Below are 26,094 nucleotides of genomic sequence, written 5' to 3' on the forward strand. Positions count from 1 at the left end.
TCCTTGGACAGCAGCATGCCACCCAGCGCGCTCTGCTCTGCGAGGAGGTCGTGCGGCGGGGTCCGCTCGGGCGGACGCTTGCCGCCGAGGCGGTCCTCGGAGATGTCAGCGATCGACACAGTGTTCCCTTCGATGCGACGGGCGTGATGGGGCGCTGCCCGGATGTCGTGCTGCGCTGTCGCGGCCATTCGACGCCGTCTGCACAGCGAACCAGCAGCCTCCGACATCGGGTCGCTCGACCACGCTACGAGCGGCGATTTACGGTCGCAACACAGGCTGTGGATAACTATGTGGAAAGTGTGCGGAGAATTCCGGAGTGTCTGTGTACAACCGCTGTGGATAACCCGGTGGAGTACCTGAAATGCCAGACCCTTTATAGCAGCTGAACTGGCCTTCTTCGTTTCCCCATCCTGTGGATGAGAACGTGGTTCAACCGAGCGTTTAAGGTTTGTCCATCGTCTGGTCACATGTGCAGAACCTGGGGAAAGTCAAGCCGAGATTTCACCGGGCGCGTCACAGAACGCCACCAGTCGGAACACACGGTCATGACCAGCGGATTTGGTTCTCAGCGAGCCTTGCCGATCGAATCCGGAGACCTTCGGAACCCCTGCCTAGACTCGTTCGGGGAGGTCCTCGATGACAGAACTCGCCGCCACCACGAAAGCCGCCGGTGACCTGGCCGACGAATGGCAGACCGGGCTCCGCGACCTCGAGCGCTCGCTCGCGCAGGGGTGGCCGGGATGACCGAGGACCCGCGGCGGTTGCGCTGGGCGGTCAACGGAGCCCGGACCCTCCTGGTTCCCGCGGATGCCGTCGACGCCGCGCTCAGCGAGCTCGATCGCACGATGCGCTCGGCGCACTTCCGCCTCGATCCCTCGGCGACCGGCGCCCCGCGCGTCTACCGCCGCGGCTCCGCGATGGGCGACGTCCTGATCGGCGGAAGCGGCCTCTCGGTCATCACGAGCAGGCTCGGGCCGCTGTCGGCGAAAGGAGTGACGGTGGTCCATGTCGACGCACGGGATGCGTGGGCGCGGATCATCGTCTCTCTCGTGGCGGGTTCGCACGTCGGCGGCGAGTTCGTCGACGCGGTCGGGGATGCCGTGCGCGCCCTCGTGGCGCGCGGCGTTCCCCTCGACGATCAGGGCTGGTCGCGGGCGGTCGACGTGGATCCCGGGCTCCCCGCCCATCCTCACCGCGCTGCGGAGCTCGGCCTCACCTGACCACCGCATGCAGAATGCCCCCCGTCCCGGAGGACAGGGGGCATTCTCGAGAGGGCGTCGGGCCTACTTGGCGGCGACGACCTGCAGGGTGATGACAGCGGTCACGTCGTCGTGCAGACGAACCGTGGCCTCGTGCTCACCGGTGACCTTGATGGCCGATCCGATGTGCACCTTGCGCTTGTCGATCGAGCCGAGACCGGCTGCCGAGACCGCGTCAGCGACATCGGCGGTCTTGACCGAGCCGAACAGACGGCCCTCGTTGCCTGCCTTGACCGTGAGGCGCACCTTGGTGCCCTCGATGGTGTTCTTCAGGGCCACGGCCTCGTCGCGGTCGTGGATCGCGCGAGCCTGACGAGCAGCCTGGATCGATGCGACCTGCTTTTCGCCACCGCGGGTCCACGCCGTAGCGAAGCCCTGGGGGATGAGGTAGTTGCGGGCGTACCCGTTCTTGACCTCGACCACGTCACCGGCGCTTCCGAGCCCGGCGACCTCGTTCGTGAGAATCAGCTTTGCCATATCCGTACCCCTCAGCGGCCAGCGCCGGCGTAGGGCAGGAGAGCCATCTCGCGAGCGTTCTTGATCGCCTTCGCGATCAGACGCTGCTCCTGCACGGAGACACCGGTGATGCGACGGGCGCGGATCTTGCCACGCTCCGAGATGAACTTGCGAAGGGTCGCGACATCCTTGTAATCGATGAGACCGACCCGGATCGACTTCGCGGGAGCGGTGGGCTTGCCACCCTTCCGCGGCTTGCGGCGGTCGCCGCTCGACTTTCCAGCCATTGTTTTTCCTTAGTGATGAGACGGACCACCGAGTCTTTCGACGGACTCAGCGACCCGATCCAGAAGATTGTTCAGAAGGGGGTGTCGTCACCGAAGCTGCCCGGAGTGCTCCAGGCATCTGCGCTGGTCGACGAGCCGGGGGTGGACCACGGCTCCTCCGACACCTGCTGCTGCTGCGCGGGACGCGACTGTCCGCCGCCGCCACCGCCACCGTTGGACGCCGCCCGGGTGACCTGCGCGGTCGCGTACCGGAGCGAGGGGCCGATCTCGTCGACCTCCAGCTCGATAGCGGTGCGCTGGTTGCCCTCGCGGTCCTGGTAGGAGCGCTGACGCAGACGGCCCTGCGCCATGACGCGCATTCCCTTGGTCAGCGAACCCGCCACGTGCTCGGCGAACTCACGCCAGACCGACGCACGGAGGAACAGCGCTTCGCCGTCCTTCCACTCGTTGGCGGCGCGGTCGAAGTTCCGAGGCGTCGAAGCGATGGTGAAGTTCGCCACCGGCAGTCCGTTCTGCGTGTAACGCAGCTCGGGGTCGGCCGTGAGGTTTCCCACCACGGTGATGACTGTTTCGCCGGCCATGGAACTCAGGCCTTCGCAGCCTTGGCGGCCTTGCGGGCAGCCTTCTCCTCGGCGCGCTTCGCCTCGGAAGCGATCATCGCCTGAGCTTCCTCGGCGCGGAGCACCTTGGTGCGCATGATCTGCTCGTTCAGCTTGAGCTGACGGTCGAGCTCCTGCGTGGCCTCGCTGGTAGCGGTGAAGTTCACGACGGCGTAGATGCCCTCGGTCTTCTTCTGGATCTCATAAGCGAACCGGCGCTTGCCCCAGACATCGACCTTTTCAATCGAGCCACCATCGTTGGTGATGACCTTCAGGAACTTGTCGAGCGTGGGTGCGACCTGGCGCTCGTCGATCTCGGGGGTCAGAATGACCATGAGTTCGTACTGGTGCGTCACTTACCCACCTCCTTCGGACTAGAACGGCTTCCGGGACTTTCCCGGAAGCAGGAGGGTGTGTGCATGTCGTCTGCCATGACCTCCCGAGTGGAAGACATAGGGCAGACAACCTCGACAGTCTAGCCGAGATTCCTCGGGGCCGCCTCCACGCGGTGCGGCCGAGGCTTGGCATGCTGGTATGCGTGCATGGCGATCGACGCCGCGCGCACACGACCGAAGGGGGAAACATGATGCGTTCCAAGAAGTGGGGGGTCGGGCTCGCCCTGACCGCCGCCGTGCTGCTCACCGGATGCTCCGCGGGGGCCGAGGCGGGGCCCGACGAAGAGAAGCCCACCGCCGCGGCGGAGCAGGAGGAGACCGCGGCCCCTGCATCCGACTGCCCGGAACTCGCCGAGGGTGCCTCGGTGGACGGCGCCGCGCTCGGTGCCTGCATCACCGAGGCGATGTCCGACGCGGCCGGCTACGCGGGCACCACGACCGTGCTCGGCATGGAGTCGACCATGAAGTACAACCCGAGCGAGAAGGCCGTGGAGTCGATCTCGCCCATGGGTTCGCTCATCGTGATCGGCGACGACGTGTGGGTGAAGTCATCGACCAGCGACTGGCAGGCCGCCGACCCGGAGTCCTCCGACCCGGTCATCGCCGCCCTGAGCACCAGTGCCGCCAACCTCGAGGGCATCGACCCCGCCGAAGCCGCGGGCGGCCTGACGGGAGACTTCTCGGTGACCGGCACCGGCAGCCGTCTCGGCCAGGACGTCTTCCTCGTGACCGGCACGGCCGACATGCAGGGCGTGCCCGTCGACGTGGTCTATGAAGTGACGTCCGACTACGTGATCCTGGCCTCGACCGCATCCGCGAATGCCGGCGGCCAGTCCATCGAGACCTCGATGGAGATCACCGAGTGGGATGTGGCGCAGGAGATCGTCGCGCCGATCTGATCCACCGTCGCAGACCGCGGGCCGGGGCTTTCGCCTCGGCCCGTCGTCATACGGACGCCGTCGACGACATCCGGCGACGCTCCGCTGCCACGAGCGACACGACGACCAGGCCCGGCGCGATCACGATGAGCGGCGGGAGCATCCAGACCACCGTGATCGCCACCCCCAGTCCGAAGAGCACGAAGACGTCGCCGATCGGATCGTCGAGAAGCAGAGTGCGGCCGGCCCGCCAGAGATCGGACCACCGCGCTCGCGGATGCCACAGCGCGGCCGTCCGCAGCGACGCCACAGCGACGACGGCGGCGAGCGCGCCGCTCACCACCGCGAGAACCCTGCCGCCGGGCAGCAGGCCCTGCGCGCCGCCGATCGCATTGAGCACGAGCAGCCCGATCACGGTCGTCGACGCCGCTCCGAACCACCACCCGGAGCGGATCGCCTGCAGACCCCACCTGGCCAGCCGTGCGACCGAGTCCTGCTCGTGATCGAGGTGCGCGTCGAGGTGCCTGACACCTGCCGCGACCGCCGGGGCGAGAGTCACCAGCGGCAGCGACATGACGGCCACCCCGAGCCCGACGACGAGCATCTCCCCGAAGGCCGAGACGCCCGTTCCGCCGAAGCGCCGTTCGTCCCCCCGGCCGCGCGCACGTCGAGGCGCACTCATCCCTTGAGCCCTTCGGTCGCGACGCCCGAGACCAGGTATCGCTGGAACGCGAGGAAGAACACGACCACCGGCAGGAGCGCGAGGATCGCCATGGCCATCTGCGCCCCGTAGTCGCTCGTGGAGGTCTGGTCGACGTACAGCCGCAACGCGAGGGGCATCGTGTACATGCCGGGGTCCTTCAGATACAGCAGCGGCCCGAAGAAGTCGTTCCACGACCAGATGAACGCGAAGATCGAACTCGTCACCAGTGCGGACTTCATGAGCGGCAGGATCACGTAGGAGAAGGTGCGCACATGACCCGCGCCGTCGATGCGGGCCGCCTCGTCGAGGTCTCGCGGGAGCCCGCGGATGAACTGGATCATCAGGAACACGAAGAACGCATCGGCTGCGAGGAACTTGCCCAGGAGCAGCGGCCAGTACGTGTTGATCATGTCGAGCTGGTTGAACACGATGTACTGCGGGATGATCACCACGTGGAACGGCAGCAGCATGGTCGCGATCATGCACAGGAAGAACAGCCGGCTGCCGCGGAAGCGGATGCGGGCGAACGCGTATGCCGTGATCGAGCACGAGAGCACGATGCCGATGACCGACGCCAGCGCGAGGATCAGCGAGTTCGCCACGAACGTCCAGAACGAGACGCCGCCGATCCCCTGCAGCGCCTTGAGGTAGTTGTCGAACGAGAAGCTCTCGGGCACGAGGCTCACCGAGCCGATGATCTCGTTGCCCGGCTTGAACGACGACATGACCATCCAGACGGCGGGGTACAGGATGACGACGAGCACGGCCAGGGTGAGCACGTGGAAGACGACGGTCTTCGCGCCGTTCTGCCTGCGCCGGTTCGTCGCCTCTCGCAGCGCCCGCCCCGTCGTGCGATCGGTCGTGACCACCTCGGTGTGTGTGAGGACCTTGCTCATCGTTCGTCTCCTGCGTAGTGGACCCAGGCCTTCGAGCTGCGGAAGAGCATCACGGTGACGATCCCCACCACGATCACGAGCACCCAGGCCATGGCCGAGGCATAGCCCATCTGGAAGTCGCGGAACCCGCGCAGATAGAGGTAGAGCGTGTAGAAGAGCGTCGATCCCGCGGGTCCTCCGCTGCCGTTGGAGATGATGTACGCCGAGTTGAAGACCTGGAAGGCGTGGATCGTCTCGAGAAGCAGATTGAAGAACAGCACCGGCGACAGCATCGGGATGGTGATCGAGAAGAACCGGCGCACGGGCCCGGCACCGTCGACGGATGCCGCTTCGTAGAGCTCCGGCGGCACCTGCTTGAGTCCGGCGAGGAAGATCACCATCGGCGCTCCGAACTGCCACACCGTCAGCAGGATCAGCAGGGGCAGGGTGCGTGCGGGATCGCCGACCCACCCGCCCTCGGACGCGGGCGGGCCCCCGAAGAACGACCCGATCTGCGCGACGATCCCGTTGTCGATGAACATCGCCTTCCAGACGATCGCGATCGACACGCTGCCGCCGATCAGCGACGGGAGGTAGAACGCCGACCGATAGAAGCCCTGGCCCCGCCGCGGCACGTTCAGCAGCATCGCCACGGCCAGCGCGGCGATCAGCTTGAGCGGGGTGCCGACCAGGACGTAGATCCCGGTGACCTTGACCGCCTGCAGGAAGTTCGGGTCGGAGAACATCCGCGTGTAGTTGTCGACGCCGATGAACTCCGGGTCGTTGAACAGGTTGTAGTCGGTGAAGGACAGGAACAGCGAGGCGACCATCGGCCCCGCCGTCAGGGCGAAGAAACCGATGAGCCACGGGCTGAGGAACAGATAGCCCGCTCTCGTCTCTCGACGAGCGCGCAGGTTCGTGCGCGTCCTGACCGGTCGAGCCGGGGCGGTGGCTGCGGGAGCAGTCATGGAGTCGTCCTTTCTCCTGCATCCGGGCTCTGCAGCCCAGCGGCAGGGTCGTGCGAGACGGTCAGGATCCGAGAACCAACGACATCTCGGTGAACAGCTCCTGCGCGAACTGCTCGGTCGTGATGTCGCCGTAGCGCAGCTGCTCGTGCAGTTCGCCCCACTTGGCCTCGATGGTGCCGTAGCCCGCGGGCAGGATCGGGTAGCTGGCCGTCATCTCGTCGTCGATCGAGGCGAGATAGTCGAGGTTCACGGTGTCGGCGGGGGTCTGATCGATCGCGGCACGCCCCTCCTCTGTGGGCGGGGTGCCGAGCGAGGTGCCGAAGATCTCGGCGACCTGGGGAGACGTGGTGAGGAAGTTCACGAACGCCGCCGCGGCCTGCTGCTGGTCCGAGTTCTTCGCGACGCTCAACAGCATGCTGGGCTTGGGAGCGAGCACATGCGCGTCCTGACCCTTGTCGAGCGGAGGCTGGACCATGCCGATGTTCTCGGTGCCGGCATCCGTCATCCCCTGCAGCACCGTGGTCGAGAAGTTGAACCAGATCGCGGCCTCCCCTGCGAGGAAGCCGCCGCTCGGCGACAACGCGACGCTGCGCTCGACCGGGTAGAAGTCCCCGTCGTCGCGGAGGTCGGCCGCGCTGTCGAGGTACGAGATCACGTCGTCCTCGTCGAAGGCGGGAGTGCCGTCCTCCTCGAAGACCGGGTTGTCGTCCTGCATCAGGTGATAGATGAAGTTCGGCAGACCGCCCGTGTAGTCCTCCGCGCCGTAGATGCGGGGATCGGACCCGCCGCCCGCCTCGTTGACCTCGAGGATGAAGTCGTTCAGCTCGTCCCACGACATGTCGTCGGTCGGGTAGTCGATGCCGAACGAGTCGAGGAGGTCCTTGTTGTACATCATCGACCAGGCGTTGGTGCCCAGAGGGACGCCGACCAGCTGGTCGTCGACCGTGCCGGAGCCCAGCACCTGGTCGTTGATGCCGTCGAGCGGCAGCAGCGTGTCACGGTAGGGCGTGAGGTCGGCGAGCAGGTTCTTGCTCGCGTACTCGCCGAGATAGCCGGCATCCATCATCACCACATCGGGAAGCGACTTCCCGGCGGCCTCCGTGTTGCGTGCGGTCCAGTAATCGCCCCACGCGTTGAAGTTGCGCACGACTTCGACGTTCGGGTACTCCTCGTTGAAGAGCGCCACGACCTGCTCGAACCGATCGGCCCTGTCTTCATTGCCCCACCACGAGAAGCTGATCTCCGCAGCCGTGTCCTCGTCGAACGTCACCTCCGTCGGGGCATCGTTCGAACCTCCGCTGCATCCGGCGAGCACCAGGGTGGTGACGCCGGCGACGGCGAGCAGTGCGGGCAACCTCTTGGACATGGGATCTCCTCATTGAGCGGGCCGGGGCCCTGTGGGTCGTGCACGGCGGCGTGGTGCGGCCGCCGATGGGAACGGTGCGCGGTCGGTCAGTGCTCGCTCGTGCCCTGGATCAGGGCGCGGAAGGTCGCGAACGGAAGCTTCGGCTCTCTCGCCTCGGTGAGCAGGCCGTTGCGCTCCTGCATGGTGTCGGTGAGCTGGGTCCAGCACCAGCCGGCGAGTCCCTTCGGTCGCCCGCGGAAGCCTCGGGTGCCCGACTGCACTGCCCCGAGGATCTCCCCGAGCATGCGCGTGAAGTCCTCGGCGCCGGATGCCTCCGAGTACCCCCACGAGTCGGTCGGGCTGTCGTCGACCGCCCACTTCACGCCGCCGAACTCCGTGAGCATGACGGGCTGCCCGGTGTCATGGGTCCCCGCGAGGCGGATCCGCCGGCCGGCCGGACCGATGCCGCCGATGTAGTCGCGGAGAGCCGACTCCTCGATGTCGTAGCGGTCGGCGAGCACCTGACCGTCGGCCTCGTAGTCGTGCAGAGTCCAGAGATCGGAGGTGCCGAGTTCCCAGCCGTCGTTCGAGATGACGGGGCGGCTCGGGTCCAACGCTCTGGTCAGGTGGTACAGCCCCTCGGCGAAGGCGCGCTGATCCGCGCGGGACGCGATGTGCTGCACGCCCCAGCTCTCGTTGAGCGGCACCCACGTGATGATGCTCGGGTGGGCGCGGTCGCGGACGACGGCTTCGGTCCACTCGGCCGTCGTGCGCCGCACCGCCTCGGTCGAGAACGTGTAGGTGGCCGGCATCTCGCCCCAGACGAGCAGGCCGAGCCGATCGGCCCAGTACAGGAAGCGCTCGTCCTCGATCTTCTGGTGCACGCGCACCGAGTTGAACCCGAGCTCGCCGATCAGTTCGGCCTCGCGGCGCAGAGCGTCGGCCGAGGGCGCGGCGAGATGCGATTCGGGCCAGTACCCCTGGCTCAGCACCGACCGCAGCGTGACGGGTCGATCGTTGACGAGGAGCGCGCCCTGATCCCAGCCCACCGAGCGCAGTCCGAGGTAGCTCGCGCAGGCATCGGTCTCGTCGTCCTCGGTCTCGACCCGCACCCACGCGTCGAGCAGCACCGGGTTCTCGGGCCGCCACAGCAGGTGTTCGTAGTGCTGGCCGTTGCGCTGCCCGTCGAGGGGGAAGGTGAGCGTCGTGCTCGTGTCGTTCGCGAGCACGCTGGCGGATCCCAGGATCAGCCCGTCATGCGCGATCTGCACGTGGACGACGCTGTCGGCGCGACGGCTGAGCGACACGTCGACCGTGACGGTTCCCGCGGTCAGATCACACGTCCAGTTGATCGCCGTGACGTGCTGCGGTGCGACCGACTCGAACCAGACGGGCTGCCAGATGCCGGTGGTGCGGTGGTACCAGATCGCATGCGGGTCTTCGTGCCAGTCCTGCTTTCCTCGCGGCTGCGCGAGATCGTGGGGATCATCCTCCGCGCGCACGACGATGACGTGCTCGTCGAGCGAGAGGTCGAGCGCGTCGGTGATGTCGACGGCGAACGGCGTGTGCCCTCCCTCATGCGACCCCACCGCTGCCCCGTCGACCCATACCGTGGCCCGGTGGTCGACGGCACCGAAGTGCAGGACGGCGCGTCGCTGCGGAGTGTGGGCTGCGGCGTCGAGATCGCTCGCGGTCAGCGCACGCCGGTACCAGACCACGGGGTGGAAGCCGGTCGCGCCGATGCCCGAGGCCGGTGATTCGGGAGGGAAGGGCACGCGGATGCGGTCGGGCAGCTCGCGTCCGTCATGCCAGTGCTCGCCGAGTCCGCTGTCGGAGTCGTCGTGCGCGAAGCCCCACTCGCCGTCGAGTTCGACGAACGAGTCGCGCACCAGTTGCGGGCGCGGGCGCGCGGTCTCCAGTCGACTCGCCCTGATGCTCTCGATCGCTCGGTCGGCGTCTCGCAATGCCACGTGCGGCTCCCTCTTCCGGTCGGCCAGGGCCGACCCTTCGTCATCGAACTCGTCCCTCCGCTCCGAGGGATGAACTGGTCCGGAAAGCGCATTCCGTTCCACGTTGAACTACACGATAGTTCCACGTTGAACTAACGTCAACCACTAAACTCGGATCGAGGAGCTCGCACGTTCTCGCGACCTCTCGACCGGATGAGAGGATGCTCCCGATGCCTCGTGTGACCCTCGCCGACGTCGCCGCGCGCGTGGGCGTGAGCGCGAAATCCGTCTCGAACGTCGTGAACGGCACGGGGTGGGTGGGCGACGAGTTGAGACAGCGCATCCTCACCGCGATCGACGAGCTCGGCTATCGCCCCAATCTCGCGGCGCGGCAGCTGCGCAACGGTCGCAGCGGGCTCATCGCGCTCGTCCTCCCCGATCTGCGCGAGCCCTACTTCGCCGAGTTCGCGTCGCAGTTCGTCACCACCGCGCAGAAGCGGGCGCTCACGGTGCTGATCGCGCAGACCGGAGGCGACAGGGCGAGCGAGTCGGCGCTGATGGCAGGCGAAGGCCTCCCGGCTCTCGACGGCATCGTCATGAGCCCGCTCGCGCTCACCGCCGCCGACGTCGCGAACCGACCCGCCGCGCCGCCTCTCGTGCTGATCGGAGAACAGGCGGAGTCGCTGGTCGGCGCGACCGCACACCACGTGGGCATCGACAACGTGTCGGCTGCGGCGGCGGCGACGTCGTACCTGCTCGAGAGCGGACGACGACGCATCGCCGCAGTCGGCGTGCAGCATTCGGGTCCCACGGCGACCTCGAGACTCCGTTTCGAGGGCTACCTCCGCGCTCTGCACGAGGCCGGCATCGAGCCGGATCCCTCGCTGTACGCCACCGTCGAGCAGTTCAACAGAGCAGAGGGCTCCACGGCGGTCGAGCGTCTGATCGAGAGCGGCACCGCATTCGACGCCCTGTTCTGCTTCAGCGACAGCCTGGCGCTCGGCGCTCTCTACACGCTCGGCAGCCGCGGCATCCCGGTGCCCGATCGGGTGCAGGTCATGGGGTTCGACGACATCGAGGAGGGCGGATTCCACATCCCGACCTTCTCGACGGTCGACCACGGCGTCGAGAAGGCGGCATCGACCATCCTCGACATCCTCGCGGACCCCGTCCCGTCGTCGGGCGCCCACCACGAGATCCCGTACAGCCTCATCCCGCGCTGACCGGACGCGGATGCTTCGGTCGACGGCCGGCGCGACGTGCATTCGCCCTCGCTGCGAAGGAGATCTCGCGCATCGAAGGACCGATCTGCGGTATCCGTCCTTCGATGCGCGAGATCTCCTTCGCAGTGCGCGAGCTCCTTCGCAGCAGGCGCAGGGCGCAAGCTCCTTCGCAGCGGGCGCAGCAGTCGCAGCAGCCTCAGTCGAGGACCGGCGCGACCTCCGACCAGATCGCGCGCTCCTCGCTCGACGGAGCGGCAGGGATGCGGCCCGCACCGTCGGGCTCGGGGATCGCCGCGAGCAGCGCCTGCGTGTACGGATGCTGCGGGGCAGCCCACACACGATCGGTGGCGCCCGCTTCGAGCACACGCCCGGCGAACATCACGAAGGTGCGGTCGGCGATGCGGCGCACCACGGCGAGGTCGTGCGAGATGAAGAGCATCCCGGCGCCCGCCTCCGCGACGAGATCGCGCATGAGACCCGCCACGCTGGTCTGCGTCGACGCGTCCAGAGCCGAGATCGGCTCATCCGCGACCAGCAGCGAGGGGCGTGCCGCGAGGGCGCGGGCGATCGCGAGCCGCTGCTTCTGCCCGCCCGAGAACTGATGCGGGAAGCGCGTGGCGACCTCGGTCGGCAGCCCGACCCGATCGAGCCATTCCGCGACGGTCGACCCCTCGGCACCGCGGGCGCGAGCGGTCGCGATGCCGTCGGCGATCTGGTCGCCCACACGACGTCGGGGGTTGAGCGACGTCGACGGATCCTGGAACACCATCTGGATGCCGGTGAGCGCGAGGTCGCGCCGACGGATGCCGAGCGGCTTCACCGGCGCATCGTGGAAGCGCACCTCTCCCCCGGCCAGCTTCTCGATGCCGACGACCGCGCGGGCGAGGCTCGACTTGCCGCTGCCGGACTCGCCGACGAGCGCCACGGTCTCTCCGGGCGCGACGGTCAAGGAGACGCCGTCGACGGCGACCACCGGCGGGCTGCCGGGGTAGCGGACGACCACGCCCTGGGCGTCGAGCACGGCGACGTCACTCATCTGCGGCCTCCTCTTCGACAGGCGTCACGGCGGCATCCGCCCTCACCGGGTCGACCAGAGCCGGATCCGGTGGGGCGACCTCGAGCTTCGACCCGGGCAGCGCCGCGAGCAGCGTGCGGGTGTACTCGTGCTGCGGGTCGCGGAACAGCGTCTCGCGGTCGGCCCGCTCGACGATGCGCCCGTTCTTCATCACCGCGACCTCGTCGGCGATCGCACTCATGACGCCCAGGTCGTGCGTGACGAGCAGCACGGCGAGCCGGCGTTCGATCGCGAGTTCGCGCAGCAGCGTCAGGATGCCCGCCTGCACGGTGACGTCGAGCGCCGTGGTGGGCTCGTCGGCCAGCAGCACCTCGGGGTCGCATGCGAGAGCGCACGCGATCGCGATGCGCTGGCGCTGACCGCCGGAGAACTGGTGCGGGTAGCGCTTCAGCGCGGCATCCGGATTCGGCACCTGCACGGTCTCGAGCAGTTCGATCGCTCTGGCCTTCGCGGCCTCGCCCCGCAGCCCGAGGTGTACGCGCATGTGGTCGGTGAGCTGTCGCCCGATCGGCAGCTGCGGGTGCAGCGACGCCGAGGGATCCTGGAAGATCATCGCGATGCGTCGGCCGCGGATGCGGTTGAGAGCCCGGCGACGCATGCCGACCAGCTCCTCCCCCGCGAGCAGGATGGACCCGCCGGTGCGCGCCTGCCGCGGCAGGAGCCCCAGCACAGCGAGCGACGTGAGCGTCTTGCCCGAGCCGGATTCGCCGGCGAGGCCGTGGATCCGCCCTGCCTCGAGGTCGAGGGAGACGCCGTGCACGAGCGGCCGGCCGATGTCGATGGTCAGATCGCGGATGCTCAGCGCAGGAGTGCGCGACTGCGCGGTCATGCTGCCGCTCCCTTCGCGGATGCGACGTGCTCGGCCTGCTTCTCGTGCGTGACCTCGGCCGTCGGGTCGAGGATGTCGCGCATCGCGTCGCCGAGGAAGTTGAAGGCGAGCACCACGGTGAGGATCGCGAGCCCCGGGAAGACCCCGAGCCACCAGGCGTCGAAGTTCTGCATGGCCGCGGAGATCATCGAGCCCCATTCGGCGGTCGGAGGCTGCGCACCCAGACCGAGGAACGACAGGCCCGACAGCAGCAGGATCGCCGCACCGATGTCGAGCGTCGCTAGCACCAGCACGGGGCCGGCGATGTTCGGCAGGATGTCGACGAACAGCGTGCGCAGCGGCGAGTGGCCGAGCAGGCGTCCGGCGATCACGTAGTTCTGACCACGGAGGCCGAGCACGATGCTGCGAGTGACTCGCGAGTACTGCGGCCACGAGACGACGATCGCCGCGATCACCGCGTTGAACAGCGACGGCCCGAGGGATGCCGCCACGACCATCGCGAGGATCACCGTCGGGAACGCCATGAACAGGTCGGTGATGCGCATGAGCGTCTCGTCGACCCAGCCGCCGAAGTATCCGGCGACGGCTCCGATCACGGTGCCGATGATCATCGCGGCGATCACGAGCATGAGCGCGAGCGGCAGGCTCACGGTGGCTCCGGTCATCAGGCGCGAGAAGATGTCGCGGCCGTTACCGTCGGTGCCGAGCAGGGTGTCGATCCCCGGCTCCTGCAGTCGGGGCAGCACCTGCGCGTTGGGGCCGAACGGCACCCACCACTGCGCCGTGAAGGCCACGATGATCCAGGCGCCCGCGATCACGGTGCCGATCACTCCGAGCGGCGTGCGCCAGGCGCGCGGCCAGCGGAAGCGGAACCGCCAGGGGCCGGATGCCGAGTCGATGCGGCTCATGCGATCCTCACTCTCGGGTCGAGGACGCCGTAGAGCAGATCGACGACGAAGTTGATGAGGAGGTAGATGACTCCCACGACGAGACCGACGCCCATGATGCCGGGGAGGTCGAGGTTGGCGGCCGAGTTGTAGGCGTAGGTGCCCAGGCCGGGCCACGCGAACACCGATTCGACGAGCACCGTGCCCGAGAGCAGTGAGCCGAACGCGACGCCCACCACGGTGAGGATCGGGAGCGACGCTCCGCGCAGCACGTAGTCGAGGATCACGCGCATCGCGGGGAGGCCCTTCGATCGGGCCGCCCGCACGTAGTCGCTGCCCAGGACCTCGAGCACCGACGTGCGGATGAACCGCGTGAGCAGGCCGATCGTCACGAGAGACAGCACCATGACCGGAAGAGCCAGGTGGGCGAGGGCGTCGGCGAATCCGACGCCGTCTCCGTTGAGGAGGTAGTCGACCGTGTAGAGCCCGGTGATGCGGGGCGGCGGGGTGATCGACGGCGAGATGCGACCGGAGCCGGGCGCGATGCGCAGTTCGAGGAAGAACACGTAGAAGCTGACCAGCGCGAGCCAGAAGGTCGGGACGCTCAGGCCGATCAGCGTCACGATGCGGATCACCTGGTCGGTCACGAGCCCGCGCCGATAGGCCGCAAGGGTTCCCAGCACGATGCTCACGGCGAGGCTCAGGATGATGGCCCCGATCGCGATCTCGATCGTCGCCGGCACCGCGGTGGCCAGGTCGCTGGTGACCGGGCGACCGGTCACCAGCGACGTGCCGAGGTCTCCGCGGAGGAGATTGCCCATGTAGATGAAGTACTGCACGAAGAGGGGCTGATCGAGGCCCTGGGCCTTGATGAACGCCTCTCGCGTCTCGGGATTCTGCGAAGCTCCTTCTCCGAGCGCCGCCGACACGGGGTCGCCCGGCACGAGGTTCGTCAGCGCGAAGGTCACGATCGTGACCCCCACGAGCAGGAGCAGCGAGGTGCCGATCCGGCGCAGCAGGTATCCGACGAGCGGCGACCTGCGACGCTGAGCCTGCCGTCGCACGGCCACCGTCGTCATCAGTCAGCCCCGATCAGCCGGCAGGCGTGATCTCGGCGATGTCCATCTCCCACACCGAGTTGTACACGGCGCCGGTGACGGCATCCGCCGTGGCGATGTTGCGGCCGGGGACGATCAGCGGCACGAACGGACCCTCCTCCTGCATCGCCTCGGCGAACGAGGTGAAGGCCTCGCTGCGCTGGGCTTCGTCGGTCGCGGCGGCCGCACCGGCCGCGATGCCCGCGATCTCGGGGTTGGCCTCGGCGGCCCAGCCGGCGCGCAGACCGACCTTGAGTCCGGGAGCGAACGGGAGGAAGTTGGCCGAGTCGGCGTAGTCCGGGCCCCAGAACCACAGGCCGAAGCCCTCGGTGCCGTTGACGTAGGCGTCGAGTTCGGTGGCGAACGGCGCGGGGGCGAGTTCGACGGCGATGCCGGCATCCTCGAGCTGAGCCTGGATGCGCTCGGCGAGCGGGGTGAACTCCACGCCGCCGACCGGGTAGTCGTTCGGGAACTGCAGCTTCAGGGTCTGACCCGTGTAGCCGGCCTCGGCCAGAGCGGCCTCGGCCTTGTCGAGGTCCTGCTCGACGCCGGCCTCGAGGGCGCCCTCGAATCCGGGCGGGATGACACCGGTCGCCTGCACCGCACCGGCACCGGCGAGCTCGAGCAGCGCGTCGTAGTCGAGCGCGTAGCGGATCGCCTCGGCGATCTTGACGTTCGCGAGCTCGCCCGCGACGGCCTCCGACTGGTTCAGGAGCAGGAAGATGGTCTGCCCGGACGGCACGGAGTCGACGTTCAGTCCGTCGCCGAGTCCCGAGACCTGGTCGCCGTTGAGGTCCATCGCGACCATCGAGTCGCCGCCCTTGAGGTTCGCGAGCTGGGTCGCGCTCTCCGAGACGTTGCGCACGACGACGCGGCCGTAGGCGGCCTCCTCATCGCCGTTGTACTCGTCGCTCTTGGTCAGCACGACCTGCGACGACAGGTCGAGGGTGTCGAGCACGAACGGACCCGAGCCCGCGGACTCGCCGTCGAGGAAGCTCTGTGCGCTGTCGGATCCGTCGATCGACCCGCCGTTCTCGATCACGACATCGGAGTTGACGATGCCGAGCGCCGGGTTGGCGAGGATCGCCGGCAGCTGCAGCAGCGGCGTCTCGGAGGTGATCGAGATCGTCTTGTCGTCGACCTCGGTGATCGTGAGGCCGCCGAGGAGGAAGTTCGGCTTGGCGTCGGTCATCCCCTGGATGCGCTGCAGGGTGAACACGACGTCCTTCGCCTCGATCGGCGAGCCGTCCGAGAAGACCCGGTCGCCCTCGAGGGTGAAGGTGAACTCGGTCGCCTCGTCGTTCTGCTCCCACGACGCGAGACCGGGGACGGGAGTCGAGACGTCGGAGCCCTCGAAGTCGACCAGGGTCTCGTAGAGCGCCTTGGCGATCATGTTGCCGGTCGGGTCGTAGGTGTGACCGGGGTCTGCGGTCTCGATCGAGAACGCGGTGTCGATCACGAGAGAGTCGGAACCGGCGGAATCTCCGCTGTTGTTCGCCGAGTTGCCACCGGAGCAACCAGCGAGAGCGAGGAGCGCGACGGCTCCGATCGCGATGACGGACGTGCTGCGACGTGACGACATATGGGCCTCCAGGGGCAAGGAGTTCATCGGGTTCGGTCGACGCCGGGTGGACGACCGGTGATCAGATTCGCATTGTATGGGACTATGTGTCCAGCAAGAATGCAGACGCCATCACAGTCTGTCCAAGACCCGGCCCGTGAGGAGCATTGTGTCCACCAAGAGCGACGAAGCTACGAGGCAATCTGGACGAAGTGCCGCCCCGCTGGACGACATCGGATACAGAATCCTCGAGACGCTGCGCGATAACGGTCGTATCTCGATCGCCGCGCTCGCCGAGACCGTGGGCATCTCTCGGGCCAACGCGTACACCCGGGTCGAGAACCTGATGCAGGACGGCGTCATCACCGGCTTCAGCGCACAGGTCGATCATGCCAAGGCCGGGCTGTCGATCGGCGCGCTGGTCTTCGTCACGGTGCATCCGCAGGCGTGGGCGTCTTTCCGCGACCGCATCGTCGAGATGCCCGACGTCGAGTGGTGCGCCATCACCACCGGCGAGCACGACGCCATGCTGCTCATCCGTGCAGTCGATGTGAGCGGTGTGCACGAGTTCTCCACCGGCGTGATCGCGCAGCTGCCCGAGGTGCGCACGGTCGTCAGTGTGGTGGTGCTCGACGAGGTCGTCCGTCGCTCGTTCCTGCTTCCGAGCGATCTTCCCGAGCGCGAGTCGCAGGCGCCGCTCGGCATGACGCGCTGGACGCCGGCATCTCCCGGACGCGACACCCTGCCGCCTCGCTGAGCCCCGCCCCGCCCCACCCCCCGGTCGTTGAGCGAGGACGGCGCAGCCGCCCGAGACGAAACGCCCCGCCCCACCCGGTCGTCAAGCCACGACGGCGAAGCCGCCCGCCCCACCCGGTCGTTGAGCGAGGACGGCGAAGCCGCCCGAGACGAAACGCCCCGCGATCAGACCCCGGCGACCTCTTCGCACACGCTGAGCTGCGGCAGGCCGTGCATCTCGTAGTGCTCGACGAGTCGGATGCGTCCGTCGTCCGTGAGTTCCAGCTCGCTCTCGCCGCTGCCCGTCACGACGGTGCCGTCGGCGACGAGCACGTGCACGAACGACACCCAGATGGTGTCGCCGGTGCGGGTGCCGACGAAGCGGCCGAAGGTGACCGTGTCACCGGAGTAGTCCCCCCAGATCGCCCCGTCCTTCTCCCGGTACACGAACTCGCTGGGTGCTGCGGGGTCGACCGCGGAGGTGGTCGAGGAGACCATCAGGAACCGGCGGCCGTCGAGGGAGGGGATGGGTGCAGAGGAGCTCACGTTCCGATTATGGAGGCGCGCGCGGCGCCCGTCAGCCATGCCCCAGAAGCGTCTGCTGCGCCCCATCGCCCGTCATGCCCGGCGAGACGAAAGCACCGACCCGCGGCGGCATTGGGTGGGTTTCGTCTGACCGCCGATACGAGGTCGAGTCGCCGCGGCCCCGCCGCGCCCCCGGACGATGCCACCGGCCCCGGGTACCGTGGAGCGCATGCACTGGATGCCTGACACCTCGGCCGGCGAGTGGCTGCGCGAGCGCCTCGACAGCCCCGGGAACGCGACCGTTCATACGGTGGTTCCGCACGGTTTCCCGGCCTACGCGCGCATCCTGCACCCTGCGATCGTGCGCTCGCTGCCCGACCGCCCGGTGCCCACGTACGACGATTACGACCGCATGACCGCGGCCGATCAGCAGTCGATCCTCGACCGGTTCGTCGATCGGCCGTCGACCTGGGCCGAGGCGGCATCCGTCTTCGGCACGACCCTGCATCCGCTCGCGCAGTGGTCGCGGATCGTGCGCACACCGCCGGACGGAGACTGGACCGCGCGCCTCTCCCCCGACGGTCGCGAGTTCACGGCGCCGATCGAAGGTTTCCTGTCGGCCGAGATGGTGGCGACGATCGCCACGCATCTGGTCTCGTACACACGCACTCCGGATGCCGGTGTCGTCGCGCTCTGGGAGGGGACGGGGGGCCTGCTCGGTCACCTGGGGCACCGCCCTTCGCGCTCGTTCCTCAGCGTCGGCGACGACCCGAATCACCGGGCGATGCTGGATCGCAGCATCCGCGATCCCCTCAACAACGCCTTCCGCACGCACACCTGGCAAGAGGGCATCCTGTCGCGGGAGATCTCGGAGGGGCCGAGATTCACCCTGCCCGACCGCGACCACGTGCTGTTCCGCGGCGATGTGAGCGCGTTCGCTCGAGCGGACTGGATCCTCGACGTGCCCTGGCGCGATCGCGAGGGTGAGGCGCACGGCTTCGAGCCCTCCGCGCAGAGTCCCAGCATCCTCTGGCCCGACGACCACGCCTGGGTCATGGTCAGCGATGTCGACGCCGACTCGACGATCGTCGCGGGATCCCCCGAACTGATCGCGGAGCTCTGCGCAGACGCGCAGCTCGAGGCCTTCCCGATCTCCGAGGGCGCCCGTCTGACGTGGGATGCCGACGAGGTGAACCGGTGAGCGCGGCGCACCCCGCTCCGCTGTTCGACGGGCGTCCGCTCACCGATCCGGTCGATCCGCGCGCAGTCGGCGCCTTCAACGCCGAGCTCCGCTCCCGGGGATCGACGGGTCTCCAGGCCTCATCGATCATCGCTCTCGCGGTGATCGCGATCGTGACGGTCATCGCGATTCCGATCGTGGTGTCGACCGCGATCTCGATCCTGAACTCGCCCGGTTCGTCCGGTTTCGCGGGTCTGGTCCTTCTCGTGTTCCTCGGCATCGGCGTCGCCGTCGCCGCGGCCGCCGTGGTCAGCTGGCGTCGTTCGCGCGTGACGCGCTACCGCCTCGACGCGTTCGCGCGCGCGAACGGCATGTCCTACGAAGCCCGCGTCTCGGATCCTCGTCTTCCGGGGATGGTGTTCGGTCTCGGCCACTCGCGAGTGGCGACCGATCTGGTGCGCGGCGACCGACCGCGGTTCGTGGAGTTCGGCAACTTCCAGTACACGACGGGATCCGGCAAGAACGCGACCACGCACCGATGGGGCTACGTCGCCGTGAAGCTCGACGTCCCTCTGCCGAACATCGTGCTCGACGCCAAGGGGAACAACGGTTTCGGCTCGAACCTGCCCGCCGCCTTCCAGCGCGAGCAGCGCCTGTCGCTCGAGGGCGACTTCGACCGGTACTTCACCCTCTACTGCCCGACCGGGTACGAGCAGGACGCCCTCTACCTGTTCACGCCCGACATCATGGCCCGTTTCATCGACAACGCCGCCGAACTCGATGTCGAGATCGTCGACGACTGGCTCTTCCTCTACACGCAGCGCAGGGTGACGACCCTCGATCCGGCCAACTGGGCCTGGCTGTTCGGCACCGTGGGCGCGCTGTTGACCAAGTTCGAGCAGTGGGCCCGGTGGCGCGACGACCGACTGCTGGCCGAGAGATCGACCGCCGCCGCGACGGGTTCCGGTTCGACGGCGTCGCCTGCCGCATCCGGTCCGCTGCCCTTCGCCGCGCCCGCGGGCATGCTCGCACCGCCACCCGGAGTGGCGCACGAGGGGCGTCGGCTCAAGCGCAGCGGCCGCTGGCTGCCGCTCGTGCTCGCGGTGGGCTTCATGATCTTCTGGATCTGGTCGCGGTCAGTCTGACGCGCCGTCCCGAGGCGGGTTGTGGGGGTGGGTGCTGACTGGGGATCAGCGGTCCCACCCCATCCCCCCTCGGGATCAGAAGGAGATCTGACTCTCCCTCTGCAGGACGGTCGAACCGTCCGACGCGGAACCAGCTGGGGACTGGCGTATCAACGCGTTAGGCACAACGGTATACCGGAAAACGTTGCACGAGATTGCGGCGGATGATCCCGGAGGCGCCGCATCGAAACCCCTGCGAATCGCGTACCGCCCGCGCAGTTTCGCCGTGATTTTCGTGCATCCGCCCGAATTCCGGCTCACCCGGGAAGCGATGGGCGGATGCGCGCGTTACCCCTCGTGACGGTGGCGGCCTGCCCTCTCCCTGCATGCATGAGAATGGAAATGATGTCTGAACGCGAAGCCCACACCCTCTGGCAGTCCTCCCGCCGCGACGCGGTGACCGGCCCGACCGGCAACCTCGCCCTGATTGAGACGCGATGGACCGGCGACGAGCCCGATCTCGCCGCGGCACAGGATGCCGCCGCCGCCACGGTCGTGGCGACACCGGTCCAGCGCACGAACATCGAGACCGGTGCGGCCGAGCACGGACTGCGCCTGTGGGATGCCGACGCACCCGCGATCCGCGCCTTCGACCGCATCGACACCTACGACTACGACCCGGCGTGGGTGCTCGAGGGACACTTCACCCCCGTCTCCGGCGACCGCCGCGTGTCTTTCGAGCACATCCGCGACAACGGAGGCACGCGCGACCTGGTCGTCCCCGGGGACATCCGTCTCAAGCTCGACGGCCGCGAATACGACCTCGCGGCGTTCGACGACGGCGGCACCCTGCTGCTCGTGTTCGGCGATGAGACGAACGGGTCGGAGACCTACGGATCGGGCCGTTTCCTGTTCGTCGAGCTGCGCGACGACGCAGGCTCCGTGACGCTGGACTTCAACCGCGCCTTCGTGCCGCCGTGCGGGTTCAGCGCCCAGTACAACTGCCCGCTGCCGCCGGCATCCAACCGCTTCCCCCTGCCCATCCGAGCAGGCGAGAAGAACGTCGTCTTCCACGACGGCTTCGACATCTACGCGGCCTGATCCGCACACCCTCACCCTGGAGCACTCATGAGAAGAACCCGCATCCTCGGCGCGCTCGGCGCCGTGGCCACGCTCGCCCTCGTGGCCGGATGCGCCTCGGGCGCGAGCGACGATGCCTCGAGCGAAGACGCGACGATCTACATCGGCTCGCTGTACGAGCCGACCAACCTCAGCAACACGCAGGGCGGCGGCCAGGGTGTGACCGAGGCACTGACCGGCAACGTCTACGAGGGTCTCTACCGGCTGAGCGACGACGGCGAGGTCGAGCCGCTCCTCGCCGAAGACGCGCAGGTGTCGGACGACGGCCTCACCTACACGATCACGCTGCGCGACGACGTGACCTTCCACTCGGGTGACCCGCTGACCTCCGCCGACGTTAAGTCGAGCGTCGAGGCGGTCACCGCCGAGGACTCGGTCTCTGCCCGCAAGTCGAGCTTCACGACCATCGCCGACATCTCGACCCCCGACGACCAGACCGTCGTCTTCACGCTGTCGCAGCGGTCGATCTCGTTCCTCTACAACCTCAGCTACGTCTGGGTCGTGAACGACGAGGCCGGCGACATCACCGGGTCGGAAGACGGCACGGGCCCCTACACGCTCGACGAGTGGAAGAAGGGCTCCACCCTGACTCTCGAGCGCTGGGACGACTACTGGGGCGAGCCTGCCAAGAACGCCGAGGTCGTGTACACGTACTTCACCGACGCGACCGCCGAGAACAATGCCCTGGCCACCGGCGAGATCGACGTCATCACCAGCGTGCAGAGCCCCGATTCGCTCGCGCAGTTCGAGGGCGACGACTATGTGATCAGCGAGGGCACCTCGACCACGAAGGAGCTGCTCGCATTCAACGACCGCACAGCCCCCTTCGACAACGCGCTCGTGCGCAAGGCGATCTACTCGGCCGTCGACACCGAGAAGCTGCTCGAGTCGATCTGGGGCGACTACGGCACGCTGATCGGCTCGATGGTGCCGCCGACCGACCCCTGGTACGAAGACCTCACCGCCGTGAACCCCTACGACGTCGAGCTCTCGAAGGACCTGCTCGCGCAGGCCGGCTACGCCGACGGCTTCACGTTCACGCTCGACACCCCCAGCTACGACCCGCACCCCGCGGTCGCGGAGTTCCTGCAGTCGCAGCTCGCCGAGGTCGGCATCACGGTCGAGATCAACACGATCAGCGCCGACGAGTGGTACACGAAGGTGTTCAAGGAGCAGGACTTCGAGGCGACCCTGCAGGAGCACGTGAACGACCGCGACGTGGTCTGGTACGGAAACCCCGACTTCTACTGGGGCTACGACGACGCCCAGGTGCAGCAGTGGGTGGCCGAGGCCGAGCAGGCCGCGACGACCGACGAGCAGACCGCTCTGCTGAAGCAGGTCAACGAGAAGATCGCCGAGGATGCCGCGAGCGTATGGTTGTACCTCTACCCGCAGATCGTGGTCGCCTCGAGCGACCTCAGCGGATACCCGGTCAACGGCCTGAACTCCCAGTTCTTCGCCTACGACATCGTCAAGTCCTGACGCGCGAGGGGGATGCCGCGCGTCGGCATCCCCCTCCCCTACTGAACAGTCATGCTCGCTTATCTGATCCGCCGTCTGGCCTTCCTCGTGGTCTCGCTCGTCGTCGCGATGATCGCGATCTTCGTGCTGCTGCGGCTGCTCCCGGGCGACCCGGCGAACGCGCTGCTCTCGGTCAACGCCACCCCCGAGCAGATCGCCGCGGCCCGTGCACAGGTCGGCTCGGATCAGCCTCTCCTGCAGCAGTTCACGACCTGGGCGGGCCAGCTGCTGCGCTTCGATCTCGGTGAATCGTTCCTGAGCTCCCGTCCGGTGGGCCCCGACATCGCCGACCGGCTCGCCGTGACCCTCCCCCTCACTCTCATCGCCTTCACGGTCGCGCTGCTCGTGTCTCTCGTGATCGGCATCACCGCCGCGGTGAAGGCCGACCGCTGGTACGGCATCGCGCTCTCGGGCTTCGCGCAGCTCGGCGTCGCCGTCCCGGTCTTCTGGGTCGGCGTCGTGCTCGTGTGGATCTTCGCGCTCGGTCTCGGAGCGCTGCCCTCCGGCGGGTTCCCGCGCGACGACTGGGAGGACCCTGCCGATGCGCTGCGATCCCTCACCCTCCCGGTGATCACCATCGTCATCGTGATGAGCGCGTCGCTCAGCCGCTATGTGCGCTCCGCGACGCTCGACGTGATCGGCAGCGACTATCTGCGCACCGCCCGCGCCGGTGGATCGGGCATGGCCGAAGCGCTGCTGCGTCACGGTGTGCGCAACGGCTCGGTGCCGGTCGTCGCGATCCTCGGCATCGAGCTGTCGACCACCCTGCTCGGTGCGGTCGTCGTCGAGAGCGTCTTCACGCTGCCGGGCCTGGGCAGCCTGCTGCTGTCGGCCATCGAGCAGCACGACTTCCAGGTCATCCAGGGTGTGCTCGTGGTGAGCACGCTCTTCGTCCTGCTCGTGGGCTTCGCCGCCGACATCGTGCAGCGCCTGATCGATCCGCGTCTGCGCACGAGCGTCTCGGGCAACCGATGAGCCGCGTCGCCGAGCAGCTGGTCACCGGCTCCGTCCCCGTGCGGCGCCGGCCGAAGGCGACCCTGCTCATAGGTCTCGTGCTCACCGGCGTCATCGTGCTGATCGCCCTGGTCTCGCTGTTCTGGCTGCCGTATCCACTCGCCGACACCAGTGGCAGCCGCCTCGAGGGCCCGAGCGCCGTGCACCTGCTCGGCACCGATCGACTCGGCCGCGACCTCCTCTCGCAGCTCATGTGGGGCGCCCGCATCGCCCTGATCGTCGGCATCTGCTCGGTCGCGATCGCCGCCGTGCTCGGCACGATCGTGGGCCTCATCGCCGCGTTCGCTCGTCCCTGGGTCGACGACACGCTCTCGGCCGGGCTCGACGTCGTGATCGCGTTCCCCGTGCTGCTGCTCGCGATGCTCGTCGTCGCCGTGCAGGGAGCGTCGCTGTGGTCGGCCGTGCTCGCGATCGGACTCGCGATGTCCGCCGTGGTCGCGCGGCTCACCCGCATCCTCTCCCGACGCGTGCTGCAGGAGCAGTTCGTCACCGCAGCACGCACCAGCGGCACGGGTGTGCTCGGCGTCGTCTTCCAGCACGTGCTGCCCAACATCGCGCCGACGCTCGCCGTCAGCCTCGCGCTGCAGTTCGGCGCGGCTGTGCTCGCCGAGGCGAGTCTGTCGTATCTCGGCCTCGGCGCTCCGCCGCCCAACGCCTCGTGGGGTCGGATGCTGCAGGAGGCGCAGGGCACCGTGCTCACCGCCCCCGTCGGCGCGATCGCACCCGGCATCGCGATCATCGCGCTCGTGCTGGGCGTGAACTTCCTCGCCGACGGTCTGCGCGACCTCGCCGACCCGACCCGCAGGAGGAGCCGATGAGCATCCTCGACGTCTCGGCCCTCAGCGTGCGCTCGGCATCGGGCGAGCTCGTGCGCGATGTGTCGTTCTCGGTGGCGGCAGGAGAGCGCCTGGGCCTGATCGGCGAGTCCGGTTCGGGCAAGTCGCTCACCTCGCTCGCCGTGACCGGGCTGCTGCCCGATTCGCTGACGCCCTCGGGTTCCGTGCTGCTCGACGGGCATCAGGTCGTCGGAGCGCGGGATGCCGAGCTGCGGCCGCTGCGCGGACCCGTCGCGCAGATCGTGTTCCAGGAGCCGCTCACCGCGCTCGACCCGCTGATGCGGGTGGGACGCCAGATCGCTGAACCGCTGCGTCGACACCTCGGCCTGCGCGGTGCCGAGCTGCGCTCATCGGTCACGGCATCGCTGCACGAAGTCGGTCTGTCGGAGCCGCGGTTCGCGCGCGCCTACCCGCACGAGCTCTCCGGCGGCCAGCGTCAGCGCGTCGCGATCGCGATCGCCCTCGCCGCCAGGCCGAAGCTGCTCATCGCCGACGAACCGACGACCGCGCTCGACGTGACGGTGCAGGAGGCCGTGCTCGCCCTGCTCGAGCGACTGGTCGCCGAACGAGGCATGGCGCTGCTGTTCATCAGCCACGACCTCGCCGTGGTGTCGCGCATGGTCGATCGCATCGTCGTGCTGCGCGATGGGCTCGTGGTCGAAGAGGGCACGGTCGCCCGGGTGCTGCGGAACCCTGTGGAGCCGTATACGCGGATGCTGGTCGACAGCGCTCGCGCACTCGACGCGTTCCTCGATGCGACGGAGGCGGGCGCATGAGCCTTCTCGAACTGCGCGGCGCCGGCTTCGCATACGGCTCTCATCGGGTGCTCGACGACATCTCGCTGAGCCTCGATGAAGGCGACTCCCTCGGGCTCGTGGGCGAGTCGGGCGCGGGCAAATCGACGATCCTGCGGCTGCTGCTGGGGCTCTCGGCGCCGCGTGAGGGGCAGGTGCTGTTCGACGGCTTTCCGCTGAATCTCCGCGATCGTGCGCAGATGCGTCGTTTTCGGGCGAGCGTGCAGCCGGTGTTCCAGGACCCGTACTCGTCTCTCGATCCCCGTCAGCGCATCGACCGCATCATCGGAGAGCCGCTCCGGTCGCTGCGCCTGGCATCCGGAGCCGAGGCTCAACGCCGCATCGCCGAGGCTCTCCAGTCGGTCGGGCTGCCCGCCGACACCGCCCGCCGATATCCGCACGAGTTCTCAGGCGGACAACGTCAGCGCATCGCGATCGCCCGCGCCGTCGTCTCGCGCCCACGCGTACTGCTCGCCGACGAGCCGGTCAGCGCCCTCGACGTCACCACGCGCGTGCAGGTGCTCGAACTGCTCGACCGCCTGCGCCGCGAGAACGGCCTGTCGCTCGTGATGGTGTCGCATGACCTCACCGCGATCGCCTCGGCATGCGACCGCACGGTGGTGCTGCAGAACGGTCGCGTCGTCGAGCAGGGTGCCACGGCATCCGTGCTTCATGCCCCGCACGACCCGTACACCCGGGCGCTGGTCGACGCGGTTCCGCGCCTGCCCCGCTGATCCACGGCACCCCCACCCTCGGGTTGGCACCCCTGAGGTTGGCACACCTTGGGTTGGCACCACACGCCGCTTCCAACTCCCCACACCGACAACAGGCGCCACCCC

General features: G+C 68.2%; 27 protein-coding genes. 12 read left to right on the forward strand and 15 right to left on the reverse strand.

Translation table 11 applies throughout. From position 1 onward, the window contains the following. Nucleotides 1–740 precede the first annotated feature (740 nt). On the forward strand, nt 741–1,220 hold the full coding sequence (locus tag RWO82_RS09505; RefSeq protein ID WP_314426112.1) for a hypothetical protein: 480 nt from the start codon (nt 741–743) through the stop codon (nt 1,218–1,220). Between the two features lie 63 nt (nt 1,221–1,283). On the opposite strand, the gene rplI is transcribed toward RWO82_RS09505, so the two are convergent. From rplI to rpsF, 4 genes are all read right to left on the reverse strand, one after another. Next, nucleotides 1,284–1,736, reverse strand: a complete 453-nt coding sequence (rplI, locus tag RWO82_RS09510) for a 50S ribosomal protein L9 (RefSeq protein WP_314426115.1) — start codon at nt 1,734–1,736, stop codon at nt 1,284–1,286. Between the two features lie 11 nt (nt 1,737–1,747). Continuing rightward, nucleotides 1,748–2,002 (reverse strand): 30S ribosomal protein S18, encoded by a 255-nt coding sequence (rpsR, locus tag RWO82_RS09515; protein ID WP_314426118.1) that lies wholly within the window; start codon nt 2,000–2,002, stop codon nt 1,748–1,750. A gap of 71 nt (nt 2,003–2,073) precedes the next feature. Beyond that, nucleotides 2,074–2,583 carry a single-stranded DNA-binding protein gene (locus RWO82_RS09520; RefSeq protein ID WP_194764331.1) on the reverse strand — a complete coding sequence of 170 codons (510 nt, stop codon included), beginning with the start codon at nt 2,581–2,583 and terminating at the stop codon, nt 2,074–2,076. Between the two features lie 5 nt (nt 2,584–2,588). Beyond that, complete coding sequence (gene rpsF / locus RWO82_RS09525) at nt 2,589–2,957, reverse strand: 30S ribosomal protein S6 (protein ID WP_201470589.1); 369 nt, start codon at nt 2,955–2,957, stop codon at nt 2,589–2,591. 227 nt (nt 2,958–3,184) lie between these two features. On the opposite strand from rpsF, the gene RWO82_RS09530 reads away from it, so the two are divergent. Then, the gene (locus tag RWO82_RS09530; RefSeq protein WP_314426122.1) at nt 3,185–3,895 is read left to right on the forward strand and encodes a hypothetical protein; all 711 of its coding nucleotides are present in this window, start codon (nt 3,185–3,187) and stop codon (nt 3,893–3,895) included. A 46-nt stretch (nt 3,896–3,941) separates the two neighbouring features. On the opposite strand, the gene RWO82_RS09535 is transcribed toward RWO82_RS09530, so the two are convergent. From RWO82_RS09535 to RWO82_RS09555, 5 genes are all read right to left on the reverse strand, one after another. Next, nucleotides 3,942–4,556, reverse strand: coding sequence for a hypothetical protein (locus RWO82_RS09535; protein ID WP_314426124.1), 615 nt, complete (start codon nt 4,554–4,556; stop codon nt 3,942–3,944). Next, nucleotides 4,553–5,473 (reverse strand): carbohydrate ABC transporter permease, encoded by a 921-nt coding sequence (locus RWO82_RS09540; RefSeq protein ID WP_314426126.1) that lies wholly within the window; start codon nt 5,471–5,473, stop codon nt 4,553–4,555. Before RWO82_RS09540 ends, RWO82_RS09535 begins: the two co-directional genes overlap by 4 nt. After that, entirely contained in the window at nt 5,470–6,420 is a 951-nt protein-coding gene (locus tag RWO82_RS09545) for a sugar ABC transporter permease (protein WP_314426128.1), read from the reverse strand. The genes RWO82_RS09540 and RWO82_RS09545 overlap by 4 nt, the downstream gene beginning before the upstream one ends. A gap of 61 nt (nt 6,421–6,481) precedes the next feature. Continuing rightward, the gene (locus tag RWO82_RS09550) at nt 6,482–7,786 is read right to left on the reverse strand and encodes an ABC transporter substrate-binding protein (RefSeq protein WP_314426131.1); all 1,305 of its coding nucleotides are present in this window, start codon (nt 7,784–7,786) and stop codon (nt 6,482–6,484) included. A gap of 86 nt (nt 7,787–7,872) precedes the next feature. Then, nucleotides 7,873–9,735, reverse strand: coding sequence for a glycoside hydrolase family 2 TIM barrel-domain containing protein (locus tag RWO82_RS09555; protein ID WP_314426135.1), 1,863 nt, complete (start codon nt 9,733–9,735; stop codon nt 7,873–7,875). A gap of 209 nt (nt 9,736–9,944) precedes the next feature. Between RWO82_RS09555 and RWO82_RS09560 the strand changes: the two genes are divergently transcribed. After that, nucleotides 9,945–10,937 (forward strand): LacI family DNA-binding transcriptional regulator, encoded by a 993-nt coding sequence (locus RWO82_RS09560; RefSeq protein WP_314426137.1) that lies wholly within the window; start codon nt 9,945–9,947, stop codon nt 10,935–10,937. A gap of 196 nt (nt 10,938–11,133) precedes the next feature. Here the strand turns inward: RWO82_RS09560 and RWO82_RS09565 are convergent, their stop codons facing one another. From RWO82_RS09565 to RWO82_RS09585, 5 genes are read right to left on the reverse strand one after another with little or no spacing between them, the layout of a single operon-like run. Then, nucleotides 11,134–11,973: an ATP-binding cassette domain-containing protein gene (locus RWO82_RS09565; protein ID WP_314426140.1), complete on the reverse strand. Its 840-nt coding sequence runs from the start codon at nt 11,971–11,973 to the stop codon at nt 11,134–11,136. Next, entirely contained in the window at nt 11,966–12,841 is an 876-nt protein-coding gene (locus RWO82_RS09570) for an ABC transporter ATP-binding protein (RefSeq protein WP_314426142.1), read from the reverse strand. Before RWO82_RS09570 ends, RWO82_RS09565 begins: the two co-directional genes overlap by 8 nt. Continuing rightward, the gene (locus tag RWO82_RS09575; protein ID WP_314426143.1) at nt 12,838–13,749 is read right to left on the reverse strand and encodes an ABC transporter permease; all 912 of its coding nucleotides are present in this window, start codon (nt 13,747–13,749) and stop codon (nt 12,838–12,840) included. Before RWO82_RS09575 ends, RWO82_RS09570 begins: the two co-directional genes overlap by 4 nt. Next, nucleotides 13,746–14,807, reverse strand: a complete 1,062-nt coding sequence (locus RWO82_RS09580; protein WP_314426146.1) for an ABC transporter permease — start codon at nt 14,805–14,807, stop codon at nt 13,746–13,748. The genes RWO82_RS09575 and RWO82_RS09580 overlap by 4 nt, the downstream gene beginning before the upstream one ends. A gap of 13 nt (nt 14,808–14,820) precedes the next feature. After that, nucleotides 14,821–16,407 carry an ABC transporter substrate-binding protein gene (locus RWO82_RS09585; protein ID WP_314426147.1) on the reverse strand — a complete coding sequence of 529 codons (1,587 nt, stop codon included), beginning with the start codon at nt 16,405–16,407 and terminating at the stop codon, nt 14,821–14,823. 148 nt (nt 16,408–16,555) lie between these two features. On the opposite strand from RWO82_RS09585, the gene RWO82_RS09590 reads away from it, so the two are divergent. Further along, nucleotides 16,556–17,143 (forward strand): Lrp/AsnC family transcriptional regulator, encoded by a 588-nt coding sequence (locus RWO82_RS09590; protein WP_314426150.1) that lies wholly within the window; start codon nt 16,556–16,558, stop codon nt 17,141–17,143. Nucleotides 17,144–17,307: 164 nt separating this feature from the next. On the opposite strand, the gene RWO82_RS09595 is transcribed toward RWO82_RS09590, so the two are convergent. Further along, nucleotides 17,308–17,667 (reverse strand): hypothetical protein, encoded by a 360-nt coding sequence (locus RWO82_RS09595; protein ID WP_314426152.1) that lies wholly within the window; start codon nt 17,665–17,667, stop codon nt 17,308–17,310. Between the two features lie 208 nt (nt 17,668–17,875). Here RWO82_RS09595 and RWO82_RS09600 point away from each other — a divergent pair, with 208 nt between their 5' ends. The 8 genes from RWO82_RS09600 to RWO82_RS09635 all read left to right on the forward strand — a co-directional run bounded on the left by RWO82_RS09600 (nt 17,876) and on the right by RWO82_RS09635 (nt 25,989). Continuing rightward, nucleotides 17,876–18,847, forward strand: coding sequence for a hypothetical protein (locus RWO82_RS09600; RefSeq protein WP_314426154.1), 972 nt, complete (start codon nt 17,876–17,878; stop codon nt 18,845–18,847). Then, a complete protein-coding gene (locus RWO82_RS09605; protein ID WP_314426156.1) occupies nt 18,844–19,971 on the forward strand; it encodes a hypothetical protein in 1,128 nt (375 codons plus the stop codon). The genes RWO82_RS09600 and RWO82_RS09605 overlap by 4 nt, the downstream gene beginning before the upstream one ends. 384 nt (nt 19,972–20,355) lie before the next feature. Continuing rightward, on the forward strand, nt 20,356–21,051 hold the full coding sequence (locus RWO82_RS09610; protein ID WP_314426158.1) for a DUF1684 domain-containing protein: 696 nt from the start codon (nt 20,356–20,358) through the stop codon (nt 21,049–21,051). A 27-nt stretch (nt 21,052–21,078) separates the two neighbouring features. Further along, nucleotides 21,079–22,572, forward strand: a complete 1,494-nt coding sequence (locus RWO82_RS09615) for an ABC transporter substrate-binding protein (protein ID WP_314426161.1) — start codon at nt 21,079–21,081, stop codon at nt 22,570–22,572. Between the two features lie 51 nt (nt 22,573–22,623). Beyond that, a complete protein-coding gene (locus RWO82_RS09620; protein ID WP_314426163.1) occupies nt 22,624–23,586 on the forward strand; it encodes an ABC transporter permease in 963 nt (320 codons plus the stop codon). Beyond that, nucleotides 23,583–24,443: an ABC transporter permease gene (locus tag RWO82_RS09625; protein WP_314426165.1), complete on the forward strand. Its 861-nt coding sequence runs from the start codon at nt 23,583–23,585 to the stop codon at nt 24,441–24,443. Before RWO82_RS09620 ends, RWO82_RS09625 begins: the two co-directional genes overlap by 4 nt. Continuing rightward, nucleotides 24,440–25,237 carry an ABC transporter ATP-binding protein gene (locus RWO82_RS09630; RefSeq protein ID WP_314426168.1) on the forward strand — a complete coding sequence of 266 codons (798 nt, stop codon included), beginning with the start codon at nt 24,440–24,442 and terminating at the stop codon, nt 25,235–25,237. Before RWO82_RS09625 ends, RWO82_RS09630 begins: the two co-directional genes overlap by 4 nt. Beyond that, nucleotides 25,234–25,989: an ATP-binding cassette domain-containing protein gene (locus tag RWO82_RS09635; protein WP_314426170.1), complete on the forward strand. Its 756-nt coding sequence runs from the start codon at nt 25,234–25,236 to the stop codon at nt 25,987–25,989. The genes RWO82_RS09630 and RWO82_RS09635 overlap by 4 nt, the downstream gene beginning before the upstream one ends. Nucleotides 25,990–26,094: the final 105 nt, after the last annotated feature.

Source organism: uncultured Microbacterium sp., assembly GCF_963521645.1.
GTDB lineage: Bacteria > Actinomycetota > Actinomycetes > Actinomycetales > Microbacteriaceae > Microbacterium.